Origin of the sequence: Bradyrhizobium sp. AZCC 1578, from assembly GCF_036924675.1 — a bacterium.
Taxonomy (GTDB): domain Bacteria; phylum Pseudomonadota; class Alphaproteobacteria; order Rhizobiales; family Xanthobacteraceae; genus Bradyrhizobium.
The window spans coordinates 4139891-4157452 of the sequence record NZ_JAZHRZ010000001.1 but is presented as its reverse complement, the minus strand read 5'-3'; the positions used below and the strand labels follow the sequence as shown (position 1 = coordinate 4157452).

The 17562-nt window shown below is 63.7% G+C and carries 12 protein-coding genes and 1 pseudogene; 8 read left to right on the top strand and 5 right to left on the bottom strand.

What is annotated here, in order from left to right; all coding sequences use genetic code 11:
• Window positions 1–202 precede the first annotated feature (202 nt).
• The 3 genes and pseudogenes from V1290_RS19800 to V1290_RS19790 form a co-directional block, all read right to left on the bottom strand.
• Window positions 203–955 carry a polysaccharide biosynthesis/export family protein gene (locus V1290_RS19800; protein ID WP_442894052.1) on the bottom strand — a complete coding sequence of 251 codons (753 nt, stop codon included), beginning with the start codon at window positions 953–955 and terminating at the stop codon, window positions 203–205.
• A 143-nt stretch (window positions 956–1098) separates the two neighbouring features.
• Window positions 1099–1756: pseudogene (gene msrA, locus V1290_RS19795) on the bottom strand (peptide-methionine (S)-S-oxide reductase MsrA).
• Between the two features lie 124 nt (window positions 1757–1880).
• The gene (locus V1290_RS19790; protein ID WP_334365961.1) at window positions 1881–2198 is read right to left on the bottom strand and encodes a hypothetical protein; all 318 of its coding nucleotides are present in this window, start codon (window positions 2196–2198) and stop codon (window positions 1881–1883) included.
• Between the two features lie 373 nt (window positions 2199–2571).
• On the opposite strand from V1290_RS19790, the gene rpsT reads away from it, so the two are divergent.
• Window positions 2572–2838 carry a 30S ribosomal protein S20 gene (gene rpsT / locus V1290_RS19785; protein WP_028347803.1) on the top strand — a complete coding sequence of 89 codons (267 nt, stop codon included), beginning with the start codon at window positions 2572–2574 and terminating at the stop codon, window positions 2836–2838.
• 21 nt (window positions 2839–2859) lie between these two features.
• On the opposite strand, the gene V1290_RS19780 is transcribed toward rpsT, so the two are convergent.
• The gene (locus tag V1290_RS19780) at window positions 2860–3042 is read right to left on the bottom strand and encodes a hypothetical protein (protein WP_334365960.1); all 183 of its coding nucleotides are present in this window, start codon (window positions 3040–3042) and stop codon (window positions 2860–2862) included.
• A 1119-nt stretch (window positions 3043–4161) separates the two neighbouring features.
• Here V1290_RS19780 and dnaA point away from each other — a divergent pair.
• From dnaA to V1290_RS19745, 7 genes are all read left to right on the top strand, one after another.
• Window positions 4162–5592: a chromosomal replication initiator protein DnaA gene (gene dnaA / locus V1290_RS19775; RefSeq protein ID WP_334365959.1), complete on the top strand. Its 1431-nt coding sequence runs from the start codon at window positions 4162–4164 to the stop codon at window positions 5590–5592.
• Window positions 5593–6003: 411 nt separating this feature from the next.
• The gene (gene dnaN / locus V1290_RS19770) at window positions 6004–7122 is read left to right on the top strand and encodes a DNA polymerase III subunit beta (protein ID WP_334365958.1); all 1119 of its coding nucleotides are present in this window, start codon (window positions 6004–6006) and stop codon (window positions 7120–7122) included.
• A 221-nt stretch (window positions 7123–7343) separates the two neighbouring features.
• A complete protein-coding gene (gene recF, locus V1290_RS19765; RefSeq protein WP_334365957.1) occupies window positions 7344–8480 on the top strand; it encodes a DNA replication/repair protein RecF in 1137 nt (378 codons plus the stop codon).
• A 391-nt stretch (window positions 8481–8871) separates the two neighbouring features.
• On the top strand, window positions 8872–11310 hold the full coding sequence (gene gyrB, locus V1290_RS19760; RefSeq protein WP_334365956.1) for a DNA topoisomerase (ATP-hydrolyzing) subunit B: 2439 nt from the start codon (window positions 8872–8874) through the stop codon (window positions 11308–11310).
• 14 nt (window positions 11311–11324) lie between these two features.
• Window positions 11325–12623 (top strand): UDP-N-acetylglucosamine 1-carboxyvinyltransferase, encoded by a 1299-nt coding sequence (gene murA, locus V1290_RS19755; RefSeq protein WP_334365955.1) that lies wholly within the window; start codon window positions 11325–11327, stop codon window positions 12621–12623.
• A 166-nt stretch (window positions 12624–12789) separates the two neighbouring features.
• The gene (locus V1290_RS19750; protein WP_442894999.1) at window positions 12790–14202 is read left to right on the top strand and encodes an MATE family efflux transporter; all 1413 of its coding nucleotides are present in this window, start codon (window positions 12790–12792) and stop codon (window positions 14200–14202) included.
• 199 nt (window positions 14203–14401) lie between these two features.
• Window positions 14402–15772 (top strand): MmgE/PrpD family protein, encoded by a 1371-nt coding sequence (locus V1290_RS19745; protein ID WP_334365953.1) that lies wholly within the window; start codon window positions 14402–14404, stop codon window positions 15770–15772.
• Between the two features lie 219 nt (window positions 15773–15991).
• On the opposite strand, the gene V1290_RS19740 is transcribed toward V1290_RS19745, so the two are convergent.
• The gene (locus V1290_RS19740; protein WP_334365952.1) at window positions 15992–17422 is read right to left on the bottom strand and encodes a serine hydrolase domain-containing protein; all 1431 of its coding nucleotides are present in this window, start codon (window positions 17420–17422) and stop codon (window positions 15992–15994) included.
• Between the last annotated feature and the right edge of the window lie 140 nt (window positions 17423–17562).

The window sequence follows — 17562 nt, the reverse complement described above, 5'->3', positions numbered from 1 at the left end:
AGATGGAACATGCTTTCGAACGCATTCGGCGCATAGCGCCAATTCATCGCACCGAAGCGGCTCGAGGTGATGCAGAACGCAGCGTTCGCGCTCACGCACAACGGATGGTGAATTTTCTTGGTCAAATGCGAGGCATTTGCCTGACACAAATGCTCAGGAAACAAGCCCGGTCGAGATGACAATTCGATGATGGCGTGGCGCTTTAGAACCAGCGCTCGCTGACCAGCACGGTATCGCCGGGGCTGATCGGGCTGCCGGGCGGAACGACGAAGCGCGACGTGCCGGACGCATCGGCGTGGGTGACCGTGACACTGTCGCGGCGGGCGCGCGGCGAAAAGCCGCCGGCGATCGCCACCGCGCTCTCGACCGTCATGTTGGGGACGTAGGGATATTGCCCGGGTGCTGCGACCTCGCCGAGGATGAAGAATGGCCGATAGGCTTCGATCTCGACGGCGACCGATGGTTCCCTGATAAAGCCGGCGCGCAGTTTCGCTGAAATCGCCGCCGCCAGCCCCGCGGTCGTGCGGCCGCGCGCCCGCACCGAGCCGATCAGCGGCATCGTGATCGCGCCGCCGGCGTCGATCGCGTAGGTGTTGGTCAGGCCCTCCTGACCATAGACGACGACGCGCAGCTTGTCGCCGGCATCGAGATGATAGGCCGCGTCGTATCGCGCGGGCGCGGGTTCGGGATAGGCGACAGGCGCGGCAACGACGGCGGGTGCCGACGCCGTGCGTGGCGCCGCGGCAAAGGCGGCGCGAAGCGCGCCAATGGCGCCACCACCGGAATCGACCACGACCGTCCGCGGCGGTGGACTGTTGGGCTGGCCATAGGCCATCTGGTCGAGATCGCCTTGTGGTGCGACCGCAACCGGCCCGGTCGTGCGCATGCAGCCCGACAGCGCGAGCGCGGTGATGATCGCAGTGATCGGTATTCGAAACGCGCGCACAACCCGCACCTAGGCCATCCCTCAAAGCGAGACAGCTCTAGTCTTGCATCGGGTATGGTTAATAAACGGTTTTTTGGAAGGTCGAGTGCGACGACGGCGCTCAAAGCTCCCTCTCCCCGTTCTTCACGGGGAGAGGGAGAGAGAAGCAAGAATCAAGCACTCACGCCGACGCCGATCGGGCAGGACACGCCGGTGCCGCCTAGCCCGCAGTAGCCCGCCGGATTCTTGGCGAGATATTGCTGATGATAGTCCTCGGCGAAATAGAATTCGCCCGCCGGCGTGATCTCGGTGGTGATGGCGCCAAGGCCTTTCGCCGCCAGCGCCTTCTGGTACGTAGTCTTCGACGCGTCGGCGGCTTGGCGCTGCGCGTCCCCAAACGTGTTAGATCGCCGAGCGATACTGGGTACCGACATCGTTGCCCTGGCGCATGCCCTGCGTCGGGTCGTGATTTTCCCAGAACGTCTTCAGGAGCTGCTCGTAGGTGATCATCTTCGGATCGAACACGACCAGCACCACTTCGGTGTGACCGGTGCGACCGGAGCAAACCTCTTCATAGGTCGGGTTGGGCGTATGCCCGCCGGCATAACCGACGGCGGTCGCATAGATGCCGTCGCCGAGCTCCCAGAACTTGCGCTCGGCGCCCCAGAAGCAACCCAATCCAAAAACTGCCTGTTCGAGGCCCGCAGGATAGGGTGGCTGAAGCTTGCGGCCGTTGACGAAATGCGTGGTTGCGGTCGGTATCGGGGTGGCACGGCCCGGCAGCGCTTCGGCTGCGCTCGGCAACGCGGTGGTCTTGCGCATGAACAACATGGAGTACCTCCAGGCGGGAGATCGGCGGACGCGACGACAGCATCGGCCGGTTGGACTTCTATATATGTCTTTTACGCCTGTTGCCGCAGCCCTGTTACCTGGCCGAGGCCGGCGGCCGGCCAGGCTAGTCCCGCGAATAGCCGATCAACGGCTTGCGGGGCCGGAACAGGATCATCAGCAGAATGCCGACCACGCCCAGGACGGCGAAAACCGGCTGGTCCAGCAGGACCTTCATAATACTGTCCCAGAGCCAGGGTGCGTTAGCCTCGATCCAGGTCCGGAACGCAAGTTGGCTGGACTGATGGACATCGTTCCAGAACTGGCCGAACCGGGTAAACCGCAGGGTCTGGTCGGCAACGAAACGGGCCCCGTCATAGACCATGAAGATGAATCCGCCGGCCAGAAGGAGCAGGCCGATAAGCCGGAAAAAACCGCGGATCATGGGTCACCTTATATCTGTCGCCCCCAAAAGGCCGTCAGCCAATACCGGGGGCACCCCGGAAATTCAACCTCGTCAGCACCTTACGTGCCCCGTTCCGCCGCCTTTTCCGGCCTTTCGGGGAGGCCGGAAAGCGTTGACGGTGCAGGATGCGCCCTCTATAAGACCCCCAATGGCGGCGGGCGCAATCCCGCCGCCGCTGTTCTTTGAGCAGCGCCGCTTGCGGGAGCATTTTGGCTTCCGTCCATGGCATCCTCAAGAACGGCTTACGTTACGAACACCCTGGAAAATACAACCAGCGATCACGCAATTTGAACGGCCGGCGCGCTCAAGGGCCGACCACCCGAGCGATGACAGCCGAAGGATAGTTGAGAACATGGCCAATACGACTTCCGCCAAAAAGGCGACCCGCAAGATTGCCCGCCGCACCATCGTCAACAAGTCGCGTCGCACCCAGATGCGCGGCGCGGTCCGGACCGTCGAGGAAGCGATCAAGAGCGGCGACCGCAATGCGGCGCTGGAAGCAATGAAGCGCGCGGAACCAGAACTGATGCAGGCGGCGCAGCGCAACATCATTCACAAGAACAATGCGAGCCGGAAGGTGTCGCGCCTGACGCATGCGATCGCCAAGCTCGCGAAGTGAACTGACAGAAATAGATATTCGTCAAAAGCCCGGCGCCGCCGGGCTTTTCTTTTTCTGCCATACCGGCGCATGAGCACGAGCACGAAATTCATTTTCGTCACGGACGTGCACCCTGTTGGATTTCGGACACACACCAAAGGCCGCGCGCCGGATCAACCGTGACAATTCAATTGTCTCGTTGCTGAGCGCCGGCTTGCGTGTCATATTTCGGGCACCCGTAGTTTTACGAGGTGCAACTTATTGCACCAGCGTTGCCGTGCGCATTTGCGCGAAGTGCGATCGCGGCGGCTGACCTGATCAGACAACACCCGCCTCTCCGCCGGCATCGCCGCGCGAGTTACCCTGCAAAAACAATTCCGAAAAGCTTCGTCTCGCTAGTCACTTATCCACATAGCGAGGACAAGCGTTTTGAAAATTGGTCCCGGTAACCAAGATTGTAACGGTTTCTTAAAAAATTTTGCGCGTGCGGCGAAAATTGTCACGATCGTTCGCGCCGCGGGATTCTCTGCGCTGATTCAAAAACTTGGTGTGGAGTGTCGCATTTGCAGTGTTGCAACACAGCCGAAGAGTCACGCGACATCGTCGAATCACGGATTGTCAGAAATCACGCTTGGTGTATTTGTTACTCGTTCGCGACGCTCAAGGCTCTCCTGACCAGCGCGGTATGAGACCCAAGAGCGGACGTGCAAATCGGCGGCGGTGTGCGCGTTAGCGACGCTTTCCAAGCGAAGCTGAGTTGGTAACTCATAGCAATATGAGGACGGTTGTTCTGTGTCTAAATTTCCCGACGTGGCGCTCACGTTTGAAGCGCGCTCCGGACAAGGGGAATAAGATGCTTGCCGACCATGCAGCGATTGGGAACGCGGAGCTCGTGAACGTGTTGAAGACGACAGACTGAGGTACGCGGCGGACGCAGCGGTCGGACAAGCGGATGTTCGGTAGCGGCAGACTGGCTTTGAAACACTGGTGATTTGGTTACTCGCCGCGCGCTCTCGCGGCGAGAGGGGGAGGTACTATGCTTTACGAAATCAACGCGACATTCGGCACGCTTATTTCCATCGAGACCGCTTCAGAATTCCTGAACAACGTTTTTGGCCGTCCCCCTACGCGAGCTCCACACCGAGCGTCGAGTACGCGCTGACCTCGCGGCAGCCTTCCACTCCATCCAGCCTTTGATCTGTGCAACGGCGATTCCGCCGAACGTTAGATCTGTGTCTGGTGGTTGAAGCGCCGCGCCGAGGTCAGGTCTGGCAGGAAACCTGCAAAGGTACCGCCAGCCGATTTCACAAGACACCATTACTCATTCAGAAAAGTTCTCAGGCAATGACAAATACGGAACAGGATCGCTGGTCGCGCGTGAAGGGGCGGTTGCGGACGAGTGTGGGCGAGGACGTCTACACGAGCTGGTTTGCGCGCATGGACCTCGAAGGCGTGCAGGACGAAAGCGTCCGTCTGTCGGTGCCGACCCGCTTTCTCAAGAGCTGGATCCAGGCGCATTACGCCGACCGTGTCCTGACCTGCTGGCAGGCCGAGATGCCGGAAGTACACCGGATCGACCTCACCGTGCGCACGGCGATGCGATCCGCCGCGCCCGTCAAGGAACCGACCGCGCCGGCCGATCAACGCCGTATCGAGCAGATCAATGGCCGGCCCGCGCCTGAACTGCGCGCCACCGCCACTGCGCCGGTGTCCGCCAGCCATGATGCGCTCGGCGGCTCTCCGCTCGACCCGCGCCTGACCTTTGCAAGTTTTGTCATCGGTCGCTCGAATACCCTCGCCCATGCGGCGGCTCGCCAGGTTGCAGAAGGCCGCCGCGGCGATCCCGTGATGTTCAACCCGCTCTACATTCACGCCGGCGTCGGCCTCGGCAAAACCCATTTGCTGCAGGCCGTGACATGGGCCGGCAATTCGGGGAACGAGCGCAAGGTGCTCTATCTCACCGCCGAGAAATTCATGTACGGCTTTGTCGCTGCGCTGAAGACACAGACGGCGCTGGCGTTCAAGGAGGCGCTACGCGGCATCGACGTGCTCGTGATCGACGACCTGCAGTTCCTGCAGGGCAAGTCGACCCAGGCCGAGTTCTGCCACACGCTGAACGCGCTGATCGATGCCGGACGTCAGGTGGTGATCGCCGCCGACCGCCCGCCGTCCGATCTCGAGAGTCTGGACGACCGCGTGCGCTCGCGGTTGGCTGGCGGTCTCGTTGTCGAGATGGGCTCGCTTGGCGAGGAGCTGCGGCTCGGCATCCTGAAATCGCGCGTCGCAGCAGCCCGCGCGCATCATGCGAGCTTCGATGTGCCGGAGGCAGTGCTGGATTATCTGGCGCGCACCATCACCCACAACGGCCGCGACCTCGAAGGCGCCATCAACCGCCTGCTCGCCCATTCCAAGCTCAACGCCCAACCGGTGACGCTGGAAATGGCCGAGCGCGAAGTGCGCGACCTGATCCGTCCGCAGGAACCGAAGCGGATCAAAATCGAGGACATCCAGCGGGTTGTCGCCCGGCAATACAATGTCAGCCGTTCGGACCTCTTGTCATCGCGGCGGACCGCGAACGTGGTTCGCCCGCGCCAGGTGGCGATGTATCTGGCAAAGACGCTGACACTGCGCTCGCTGCCCGAAATCGGCCGACGGTTCGGCGGACGCGACCACACCACGGTGCTGCACGCCGTGCGCAAGATAGAGGCACTGGTGGCCCGGGATATCGCGCTGTCCGAAGAGGTCGACTCTCTGAAGCGGCAATTGCAGGAATAGCGCCTATGGCGTTTTTGAGCGAAGCATGTCCCTCGGACTTGATCCGTGGATGGGTACCGGTTCGCGTGAAGAAAACGCGTCAAAACACGAATCTAGAGCATCGGTTCTGATTCAGTCAGAGCCGATGCTCCAGCAGGGAACAGGATCTGGCTCCTCCCAGGCCTCTCCCGCCCACCCAACTCGGGCAAACCCGAGTTGGGTGGGCGGGAGATTTTTTTCTGCTGCCAATTTTCGCCGCAAAAGTGGGGGAACGGCGGCCTGCCTCCCTTGCACCGGCGCCCCATCCGCGCCACCTTGCGGTCCCCCCGGGGGTTTGATCAAATCCGGTCCTGATCCGGCTTTTCGGGTTTCCAATGCCGCGGCGCTGCCTTGACGGGCCGCCCGGCTTTTCCATCTCTGGCGGATATTGCAATGAAGGTCACCGTCGAACGCGCGCAACTGCTGAAATCGCTGGGTCACGTCCATCGCGTGGTCGAGCGCCGCAACACCATTCCGATCCTCGGCAATGTGCTGGTCCGCGCCGAAAACGCCAGGCTGTCGCTGAAGGCTACGGACCTCGATCTCGAGGTGACCGAAACGCTGGCGGCGGAGACCGGAACCGCCGGCTCCACCACCGTGCCGGCGCATATGTTCTATGACATCGTCCGCAAACTGCCCGACGGCGCGCAGATCGTGCTGGAGGCCGACGGCGACCGCTCGGTGATGGCCATCCGCGCCGGCCGCTCGCGCTTCACCCTTCAGACCCTGCCTGAAAGCGATTTCCCCGATCTCGCCGCCGGCGACATGACGCATTCGTTCTCGCTCGCGGCTGCCGACGTCAAGCGCCTGATCGACCGTACGCAGTTTGCGATCTCGACGGAAGAGACCCGCTATTACCTCAACGGCATCTACCTGCACACGGCCGGCAGCGCCAAGGCCGCGACGCTGCGCGGGGTTGCGACCGACGGACATCGGCTGGCGCAGATCGATCTGGCGCTGCCCTCCGGCGCCACCGGCATGCCCGGCGTGATCGTGCCGCGCAAAACGGTGGGCGAGGTGCTGCGGCTGATCGAGGACAATGAAGCCGAAGTCAAAATCGAACTGTCGCAGGGCAAAATCCGCTTCACCCTCGGCAATGTCGTGCTGACCTCAAAGCTGATCGATGGAACCTTCCCGGATTATGGCCGCGTCATCCCGCAGAACAACGACAAGGAACTGATCGTCGACAAGAAGGATTTCGAGGCGGCGGTAGATCGCGTCTCGACCATTTCGAGCGAGCGCGGCCGTGCCGTAAAGCTGGCGCTGTCCGCCGGCAAGCTCGTGCTGTCGGTGACCAATCCGGATTCCGGCAGCGCCACCGAAGAGCTCGAAGTCGAATACGCCTCCGACGCGCTCGATATCGGCTTCAACTCGCGCTACCTGCTCGACATCGCCGCCCAGATCGAAGGCGAAGTCGCCGTGCTCCGCCTCGCCGACCCCGGCTCGCCGACCCTGGTACAGGACAAGGACAACAAGGGCGCACTCTACGTGCTGATGCCGATGCGGGTGTGACCCCTTCTGGTGACACGCGCACTGATCGTCCCGCTCCTCTTGGAGGAGAGGGTGGCACACGACAAGAATCCAACTGTCATACCCGCGAAGGCGAGTATCCAGTAATCGCCAGCCTCAGTGGAAAAATCGAGCAGCTCGGCGTACTGGATTCATCCGCCTTCGCGGATGATGACGACAGAGGTTGCCGCCATTTTTCTGAATCTTGGCAATGACGAGTGGCTATGACCCCGTCCCGTATCCATCGGCTCTCGCTCACACATTTCCGCAATTATCGCGCGGCGAGCGTGCAGGTGCGCCGCGATATGGTGGTGCTGGTGGGGCCAAACGGCGCCGGCAAGACCAATTGCCTGGAGGCGATCTCGTTTCTGTCGCCGGGACGCGGCCTGCGGCGCGCGAGGCTGGAGGATGTCGCCGACAATCAGGGCGACGGCTCCTGGGCGGTGTCGGCCGAGGTCGAGGGCGCGCTGGGGCTTGCCACGCTCGGCACCGGCATCGACGCGCCGGGAACAGAGGCCTCGTCCAGCCGTCGCTGCCGGATCGACCGCGAGCCGGTGGGTTCGGCGGCGGCGTTTGGCGATCATTTGCGCATGGTGTGGCTGACGCCGGCGATGGACGGCCTGTTCCTTGGCGCGGCCTCGGAGCGGCGGCGCTTCTTCGACCGCCTGGTGCTGGCGATCGACAGCGAGCATTCCAGTCGCGTTTCCGCGCTGGAGCGCTCGCTGCGTTCGCGCAACCGTCTGCTCGAAGTGCGCAATTATGACGACCATTGGTGTGACGCGATCGAGCGCGAAACTGCCGAGCTGGCGGTTGCGGTTGCCGCCACGCGCGGCCAGACGGTGACTAGACTGGCGGCGATGCTGCGTGAACGTGGCGCGGCTTCGGCCTTTCCGTCGGCGCAGATCATGCTCGACGGCTGGATGGAGAATGCGCTGGTCAATGAATCCGCAACCGCCGTGGAGGATCGCTACCGCGATATCCTGCGCGCCAGCCGCGCCCGCGACGCCGCCGCCGGCCGCACGCTGGACGGGCCCCATCTCACGGACTTGCAGGTGATCTACGCACCAAAAAACATGCCGGCCCGCGACGCCTCCACCGGAGAGCAAAAGGCGCTGCTGATCGGGCTGGTGCTGGCCCATGCCACGCTGGTCGCCGAGATGACCGGGATCGTGCCGCTGCTGCTGCTCGACGAAGTCGTCGCGCATCTTGATCCCGTCAGGCGCAGGGCGCTGTTCGATGAACTCGCAAAGCTTGGCGCGCAGGTCTGGATGACCGGCGCCGATCCGGCAGCGTTCGTCGACATCGGCGAGACCGGCGAGATTTTTGACGTCGAGTCTGGCCAGGTGAGCCGCCGCAGCTAGAAGCTATTCAACGCCTCTTACCCTCTGATGCCTGCCCGTGGTGAAGGCGAGGTCAATTGGAGGGCTAACCCGGGATCGCTGTGGACGGCGGACAACGACTACAAGCTGCCGCACCGCCTTCTCTAGCAGGTCCGCAGCAGACTGCCATTTCCCATCGCGCGGCGTCCAAAAATCCGACGATCGAGGGCGCTGAGTCTGCCCCCGAATCGCGCTTTTCGGGACCTCCAGAATCGGCCCTTGGAGACCTTGAAAAAGGGTAAAAAACCACCATTTATTCAATAACTTGCGTACCGAGAGATTGCGCTAGGCGCGGTGCCTGTTTCATGGCACAAATAGACTAATCAGCGCCTCATATTGCGCAGCTGATTCGGGACATCCTCGAAGGCCTCACATGACAGAACCTGCCCGGCGGACCCCTGCCGACACTGAGCATCCCATTCCCGTTGAATATGGTGCGGAATCGATCCGGGTGTTGAAGGGCCTCGATGCCGTTCGCAAGCGGCCGGGCATGTATATCGGCGACACCGATGACGGTTCCGGCCTGCATCACATGGTCTACGAGGTCGTCGACAACGCCATTGACGAAGCGCTCGCGGGCCATGCCACGCGCGTCGACGTGATCCTCAACGCGGACAATTCCGTGACCGTGCGCGACGACGGCCGCGGCATTCCCGTCGACATCCACAAGGGTGAAGGCATTTCCGCCGCCGAGGTCATCATGACCCAGCTCCACGCCGGCGGTAAGTTCGACCAGAATTCCTACAAGGTATCGGGCGGGCTGCACGGCGTCGGCGTCTCCGTCGTCAACGCGCTGTCGAGCTCGCTGAAGCTCAGGGTCTGGCGCGACGGCAAGGAGCATTTCGTCGAGTTCGCCCACGGCGACGCGCTGGCACCTTTGAAGGTGGTCGGCGAGGCCGAAGGCAAGCGCGGCACCGAGGTCACCTTCCTCGCCTCGGGCGAGACCTTCAAGAACATCGAGTATGATTTCGCGACGCTGGAGCACAGGCTGCGCGAGCTCGCGTTCCTCAATTCCGGCGTTCACATCATCCTCTCCGACATGCGTCACGCGGTCGAGAAGCGCGAGGAGATGCGCTACGACGGTGGCGTTGAGGAGTTCGTCAAATATCTCGACCGCAACAAGAAGGCGATTGTGCCTGTCCCGATCATGGTGCGGTCGGAATCCAACGGCATCGGTGTCGAGGCGGCGCTGTGGTGGAACGACAGCTACCATGAGAACGTGCTGTGCTTCACCAACAACATCCCGCAGCGTGACGGTGGCACCCATCTCGCCGGTTTCCGCGGCGCGCTAACACGCCAGGTCAACGGCTATGCTGACGCCAACGCGAAGAAGGAAAAGATCGCGCTGACCGGCGACGATTGCCGCGAAGGCCTCACCGCCGTGCTGTCGGTCAAGGTGCCGGACCCGAAGTTTTCGTCGCAAACCAAGGACAAGCTGGTGTCCTCGGAAGTGCGCCCGGTGGTCGAGAACGTCATCAACGAGGCGCTGGCGGCGTGGTTCGAGGAGCACCCGGCCGAGGCCAAGGTCATCGTCGGCAAGGTGATCCAGGCGGCGGCCGCGCGCGAAGCCGCCCGCAAGGCGCGCGAACTGACGCGCAAGAGCCCGCTCAGCGTTTCCTCGCTGCCCGGCAAGCTCGCCGACTGCCAGGAGAAGGATCCAGCCAAGTCCGAACTGTTCATCGTCGAGGGCGACTCGGCCGGCGGCAGCGCCAAGCAGGGCCGCAACCGCGAATTCCAGGCGGTGCTGCCGCTGCGCGGCAAGATCCTCAATGTCGAGCGCGTCCGCACCGACAAGATGCTGTCGAGCGAGCAGATCGGCACGCTGATCACCGCGCTCGGCACCGGCATCAGCGACGATTTCTCCGCCGACAAGCTGCGCTATCATAAGATCATCGTGATGACGGACGCCGACGTCGACGGCGCCCACATCCGCACGCTGCTCTTGACATTCTTCTACCGGCAGATGCGCGAATTGATCGACCGCGGCCACCTCTATATCGCGCAGCCGCCGCTCTACAAGGTGACGCGCGGCAAGTCCGAGCAGTACCTGAAGGACGAGCGGGCGCTGGAGGATTACCTGATCGCGACCGGCCTCGATGACTGCGTGTTCAAGCCGGCGTCGGGCTCGGAACGCGGCGGGCGCGACCTGCTGTCGCTGGTGGAGGACGCGCGCGTGATCCGCGGCATCCTGAACAATCTGCACAGCCGCTATAACCGCAAGGTGGTCGAGCAAGCCGCGATCGCGGGCGTGCTCAATCCGAGGATCACCGGCGACATCGCGACCGCCAATGCCGCCGCCGATTACATCGCCAGGCGTCTCGATGCGCTGGCCGACGAGGTCGAGCGCGGCTGGATCGGCCGTTTCACCGAAGGCGAAGGCTTCTTCTTCGAGCGCACCATCCGCGGCGTCAAGGATGTCGCCATCATCGACGACGCCCTGCTCGGCTCCGCCGACGCCCGCAAGCTCGACGACTATGCCGTGAGACTTCAGGAGGCCTATCCGAACCCGACCGGGGTGTTGCGCCGTAAGGATACGGAAACCGCCGTTTATGGACCGGTCAGCCTATTCGAGGCGATAACCGACGCCGGCCGCAAGGGCGTGGCGCTGCAGCGCTACAAAGGCCTCGGCGAAATGAACCCGGAACAGCTCTGGACAACCACGCTCGATACCAACGAACGTTCGCTGCTGCAGGTGAAGATCAAGGAGGTCGACGAGGCCGACGACATCTTCACCAAGCTGATGGGTGACGTCGTCGAACCGCGCCGCGAATTCATCCAGGATAATTCGCTCAGCGCCAATGTCGACGTGTGAGGCAGGACGCGCCCATGCCGCCCATTCAGTATATCGTTGAAGGCGGCCACCGGCTGGCGGGAACAATCGAGCCATCCGGCAACAAGAATTCTGCGCTGCCGATTATCGCGGCCGCCCTGCTCACCGAACATCCGGTCACGCTGGAAAACGTGCCGCGCATCCGCGACACCGAGACGCTGGTTGAGTTGATCCGCTCGGTCGGCGCTTCCGCCGAATGGCAGGCGCGCAATACGCTTGCGATCCACGCCAAGGAGGTCCGCGCCGCCGATCTCGATCCTGAACTTTGCGCGCGGATCCGTGCCTCGATCCTGCTGGCCGGGCCGCTATTGGCGCGCTGCGGCGAGGTGGCGCTGCCGCCGCCCGGCGGCGACGTCATTGGACGCCGTCGTCTCGATACGCATTTCCTCGCCTTTGAGCAGTTAGGTGCCACCGTCACCGCCACCCACCGGCTGGAATTCCGCGCCTCCCGCCTCGAGGGTGCCGACGTCTTTCTCGACGAGCCGAGCGTTACGGCCACCGAGAACGCGCTAGTCGCGGCGGTCGCCGCTCACGGCACCACATTCTTGCGCAACGCGGCCTCCGAGCCGCATGTACAGGACCTCGCGCATTTCCTCGTAGCGCTCGGCGCCAAGATCGAGGGCATCGGCACCAACACCATCATCGTGCACGGCCCGGCGACGCTTTGCGGCGCAAGCTATTCGATCCAGCCCGACCATATCGAAGTCGGCTCGCTGATCGGACTTGCCGCGGTGACGCGCTCGCCGCTGCGCATCGCCAAGGCCGGCGTCGAGCATCTGCGCTCCATCCGGATGGGATTTGAACGGCTCGGCATCGTCTGCGGCGTCGAGGGCGACGATCTCGTGGTTCCCTCGGGCCAGACCATGAAGATCCATGACGATTTCGGCGGCCATGTGCCGAAGCTCGAGGACCAGCCGTGGCCGGCCTTCCCGGCCGACCTGATGTCGATTGCGATCGTGACCGCGACGCAATGCGACGGCGTCATCCTGATGTTCGAAAAAATGTTCGAGTCGCGGATGTTCTTCGTCGACAAGCTGATCTCTATGGGCGCCCGTATCGTACTGTGCGACCCGCACCGCGCGATCGTGGCCGGCCCGAGCCGGCTGCGCGGCGCGCCGATGACTTCGCCCGACATCCGCGCCGGCATGGCGATGCTGCTGGCGGCGGTCGCCGCCGAAGGCACCTCAACGATCAACAACGCCGACCAGATCGAGCGCGGCTACGAGCGCATCGAGCAGCGGCTCAATGCGCTGGGCGCGCGAATCACCCGAGTTCCGGCACGCGACGGCCACTAGAGCCTTCTCGGTTCTGATTGAATCAGGACCGGGCGCTAGATTCTTGTTTGACGCGTTTTCTTGACGCGAACCGGTGTCCACCCCGGATCAAGTCCGGGGCAAGCTTTCGCTGGGCTGCGGACGCCGGCGTCACTTTTTCGACCTTCGCCGGTGTTAGTCTGTTGCAATGACCTCGCTCGATAAAATTGAACGCGCAGCGATGGCGCCGCCCGTCTCTGCGGCCGTGCCCGGCCGTCACCTCGCGATCGAGCTTGCCGAGACGCTCAAACTCGCGGTGCCGATCGCGCTGACCCAACTCGGGCAGATCGCGATGATGACGACCGACATTGCCCTGATCGGCCGTCTCGGCAGCGAGGCCATGGCTGCGGCCGCGCTGGCGCATACCGTCTTCTTTGTCAGCTTCACCTTCGGCATGGGACTGGTATCTGCCGTAGCACCCTTGGCGGCGCAGGCATTTGGCGCACGCAATCCGCATTTGATCCGGCGGTCGCTCCGCGTCGGCATGTGGGCTGCATTCCTGATGTCGTTGCCGATGATGGCGCTGTCGTTCTACGGCGAGCCGATCCTGTTGATGCTGGGCCAGGCGCCGACGGCTGCACGCCTTGCGCAAGAATATCTGCTCGGCCTGACCTGGAGCGTCATGCCCGCACTGTGGTTCATGGCGATTCGCGGCTTCATGAGCGCGGTCAACCGGCCCGAGCCGATCCTGTGGATCACGCTCGCCGCGATCCCGGCCAATGCGCTACTGGTCTATCTCTTGCTGTATGGCGCCTTCGGCCTGCCGCAGCTTGGCCTGTTCGGCGCGGGATTGGCGACCTCGATCGTCAATCTCGGCACATTCTTGGCGGGCCTGTGGTTTGCCGCACGGCGCCGCCCATTCCGAAAATTTCAGATACTCGGCCATTTCTGGCACGTCGACTGGAAGCTGATGCGGCAGCTCGTTGTGATCGGTGCGCCGATCTCGCTCTCCTTCCTGCTCGAATACGGCCTGTTCGGCGCCGCGGGCCTGCTGATGGGCATCATCAGCACCACCGCGCTGGCGGCACATCAGATCGCGCTGCAGGTCGCGGCCATCCTGTTCATGGTGCCGTTCGGCATCGGCATGGCCGCCACCGTGCGGGTCGGTCATGCCATCGGCCGCGGCGACGCCGGCGCGGTGCGGCGTGCCGGTTACGTCGCAACCTGGCTCGGCATCGTACTGGCGGCGATTCTGACACTCGCGGTGGTGATCAGCCGCTTTGGCATTGCGGAGATTTTTCTTGGCGAGAACACCGACGCGACGGCCGAACTCTCGGCAACGCTGCTGCTGGTCGGATCGACCTTCTTCATCGCTGACGCGATCCAGACGATTGCCGCCGGCTCGTTGCGCGGCATGAACGACACACGCGTGCCGCTGTTGTTCGCGATCCTCAGTTACTGGCTGATCGGGTTCGCCTGCGCCTGGTGGCTTGGCTTCTGGACCTCGCTGGGCGCCGTCGGCGTGTGGAGCGGGCTCTCGGTCGGGACCGCTGTCTATGCCGTGCTTCTGCTGTTGCGCTTCCGGCTGCTGGCGAGCAGGCCGCGACGATGGCGAGCCTGACCGCTAGCGCCAGTTGCGTCTTGCGGCTGCGAAGCGATCCAAGCACGCGTTTTGCGAAGGCCATCATGCGCCGCGTTCCGGAATCTGCGCGCCGCGTCTGTGCTAGACGACGTCAAGCACGGCTGGCGCCTGCGACGGGAGGCGGCTTGAAAGGTCAAGTTGGCCCGCCTACCCTTATCAGGCAGAACGAGGAAACACGATGGCCCACGAAACCGCAACGCTCGCAGCCTATGTCGCCGACCTGAAATTTAGAGATATTCCGCCCGAAGTGCTGGAGCGCGCCAAGGTGCTGACGCTGGATTTCCTCGGCAGCACGATCCGGGCGCGGCGCGATGCGGAATCCACGCCCTCGCTGCTGAAGATGCTGGAAGCGCTGGCGCTGGACGGCAAGGGCGAGGCCACTGTGTTCGGCGATGCGAAGACCTGGACGCCCGCGGTCGCCGCGCTGCTTAACGGCGCGCTCGGCCATTCCCTCGATTTCGACGACACGCATGCCGACTCCTCGCTGCACCCGAGCGCGCCCGTGGTGCCAGCGGCGTTTGCGGTCGGCGAAATGGTCGGCGCATCCGGGCGCGACGTGCTGACCGCGATCGTGGCCGGCTATGAAGTGTGCTGCCGGCTCGGCAACGCGCTCGATCCGACCTCGCATTATGCGCGCGGCTTTCATCCGACCGCGACGGCGGGAACCTATGGCGCGGCAGCCGCGGCGGGGAAGCTGTTCGGCCTCTCGAAGGACCAGATCGTCTCAGCCTTCGGCGTTTCCGGCAGCCAGGCCGCCGGCTCGCTGCAGTTCCTCGTCAACGGCGCGTGGAACAAGCGCTACCAGGTCGGTGCCGCCGCCATGAACGGCGTCATCGCCGCCACGCTGGCACGCAACAATTTTGTCGGCTCGACCGAGTCGGTCGAGGGCAAGCATGGCCTCCTCGTAGGCTACAGCGACGACGCTCATCCCGACAAGGCGACAGCCGGCCTCGGCAAGACGTACGAGACGCTGCGGATCGGCGTGAAGCCTTATCCAAGCTGCCGCTATACTCATGCGGCGCTCGATGCGCTGATCGCGATGCGCAGGGAGCAAAATCTGACGCCGGATCAGATCAAGCGGGTCGAGATTGGCCTGCACCGCAACGGCATCACACTGACTGGCGATGCCGCCACCAAGCGGCATCCGACCTCGATCGTCGGCGGACAGTTCTCGATGTTCTTCACCGGCGCGCTGGCGCTCGACCAGGGCCGTTTTGGCTGGGACGATTACGAGCGGCTCGGCGATGCCGCCGTCAATGCGCTCGCGGATAAATTCGACGTGGTGCAGGACGATCGCCTGGAAATCGGCCGCACCCATCCCTTCGGTGCGCGCGTCTCGATCACCACCGACGACGGCGTGCATGAGAAGCTCTATGCCGATCCCTCCGGCGAGCCGGATACGTTTCCCGACGCGCAGGCGATGCAGCAAAAATTCCTCACGCTCGCCCGCCCCGTGCTGAACGGCCGCGCCGACCAGCTCGCCGACGCGATCCTGTCGCTGGAGCGGTTCGACCGCGTCGAGAAGGCCACGCAATTGGGGCGGCAGTAGACCGAAACTATCAACATCGGCGGCGTTTACCCTACCCTGGAGGGGGAGGGTCGGCTCGCGTGAGCGTAGTGAATGCGAGACGGGGTGGGGTGATCTCTCCACTCGGGCTTTGTTGGAGGTGGAGAGACCGTCACCCCACCCCGCCGCTTATTTCATGAGCGGCGACCCACGAGCGAGCTTTGCTCGTCTCGGACCCCTCCAGGGGAGGGTATGCGCGCCTTAATTCGTCCCTGCCACCTTCCCCTTATTGCCCGTCGCGGCGACCACATTTCGCACGAGTTCGAACACGCCGTCGGCTTCCGGTGGCCAATTCGGCGAGCGCCCGAGCCGGACGATCACCAGCCGTTCGGAGGGCACGACGATCACGTATTGCCCGAGCGTGCCCTTCGCGTAGAACGCGTCGCGCGGCCAGCCGCGCTCGGTGCGGTAGGTTGCGCCAAAACTGTCGCCGAGATTGGTCCAGAAGCCGGCGCCCTGGCCGACCCAGGCGTTCGGTGTCGGCGTCGCCGTATATTTCACCCAGCCTTCGGGGAGGATGCGCTTTCCACCGGCAACGCCATCGTTGAGATAGACCTGGCCGAAGCGCGCCCAGTCGCGCGCGCTGGCGAGTAACTGGCTTGATCCTTCCGCATTGCCCGAGGTGTCGAATTCGAGCGTCACACTGCGCATGCCGAGCGGCTCGAACAGCTCCTGCCGCGCGAAGTCAATCATATGGGCCGCGCTGCCGCCGGTGGCCTGGCGGATCAGATGCGCGAGGATGACCGTGTTGCCGTCGTGGTAGTTCCATGCCGCGCCCGGCGCCGACTCCAGCGGCATGCTCACGGCATAGGCCGCCATATCAGGCTCCATGAACTTCATGCGATTGACCGGCTCGAGCGCTGACGCCAGCGAGGCCTGCAGCGAACTGCCGAGCCTTAGCCCCGCGGTGTGCCGCAGCAGATGTTCGAGCGTGATGGCGCGCCTTGGATCACCAGGCTGTTGCCACGCGGCGATCGGCACGGGCTCATGCAGCTTCAGCGCGCGCTTGCGCACGAGGACGCCGGCCAGCGCCGAGATGATCGATTTGGTGGCGGAGAAGCCAAGCAGCGGCGTGTCGATGCCGATGCCCTCGGCATAGCGTTCGGCCACGATACGCCCGTCCTTCAGGACCACCACAGCGCGGGTATTTTGCGGCGTCGACCTGTCCGGCTCGGCGAAGGCGCGGTCGAGTGCGAGAGCCAGTTGCGGCGCCTGCGGTTCGACAATGGCACGGCCAGCGATGTCGGGCAGCAGCGCCGGTTTGGTCTCCGACGGCGGCAACACAATCTCGGCCACGGCACCACCATGATCGAGATAACAGCCCAGACCTTCGCCGCGGTAGACGGCGTGGCTCCCGCCCAGGCCGAACAGTGTCACGGTGACGTCCTTGCGCGCGCGGTCGAGGCGATAGTCGAGCGCCCAGGCGATCAGGCCGGCGCCCGGCATCGCGGACGTGGTCTCGGCGAATACCCGCGCCGGGTCGAGGCCGGAGACGAAGGTCTCGGTGCAGAGCACGCTGGCGACGAAGCCGGTCGCGACCTTCGGCACGTCGCGGGCGCGGGCAACTGAGAGCGCGAGCGCACTGATCGCCGTGGTGGCGGCGAGGATGAGGATGAGATTTCGTCTGGTCACGCAGGCCTCCGGTATGACGCATCAGCGCGTGCCGGAGATGTTGATGAGGCCGCCGCCGGCCGCTCGCCGGATTTGGAACTCGCGCTGGCCGAATGCTCGACACGCCTCGACGATTCTAAAATTATGCAGCAACAACAATA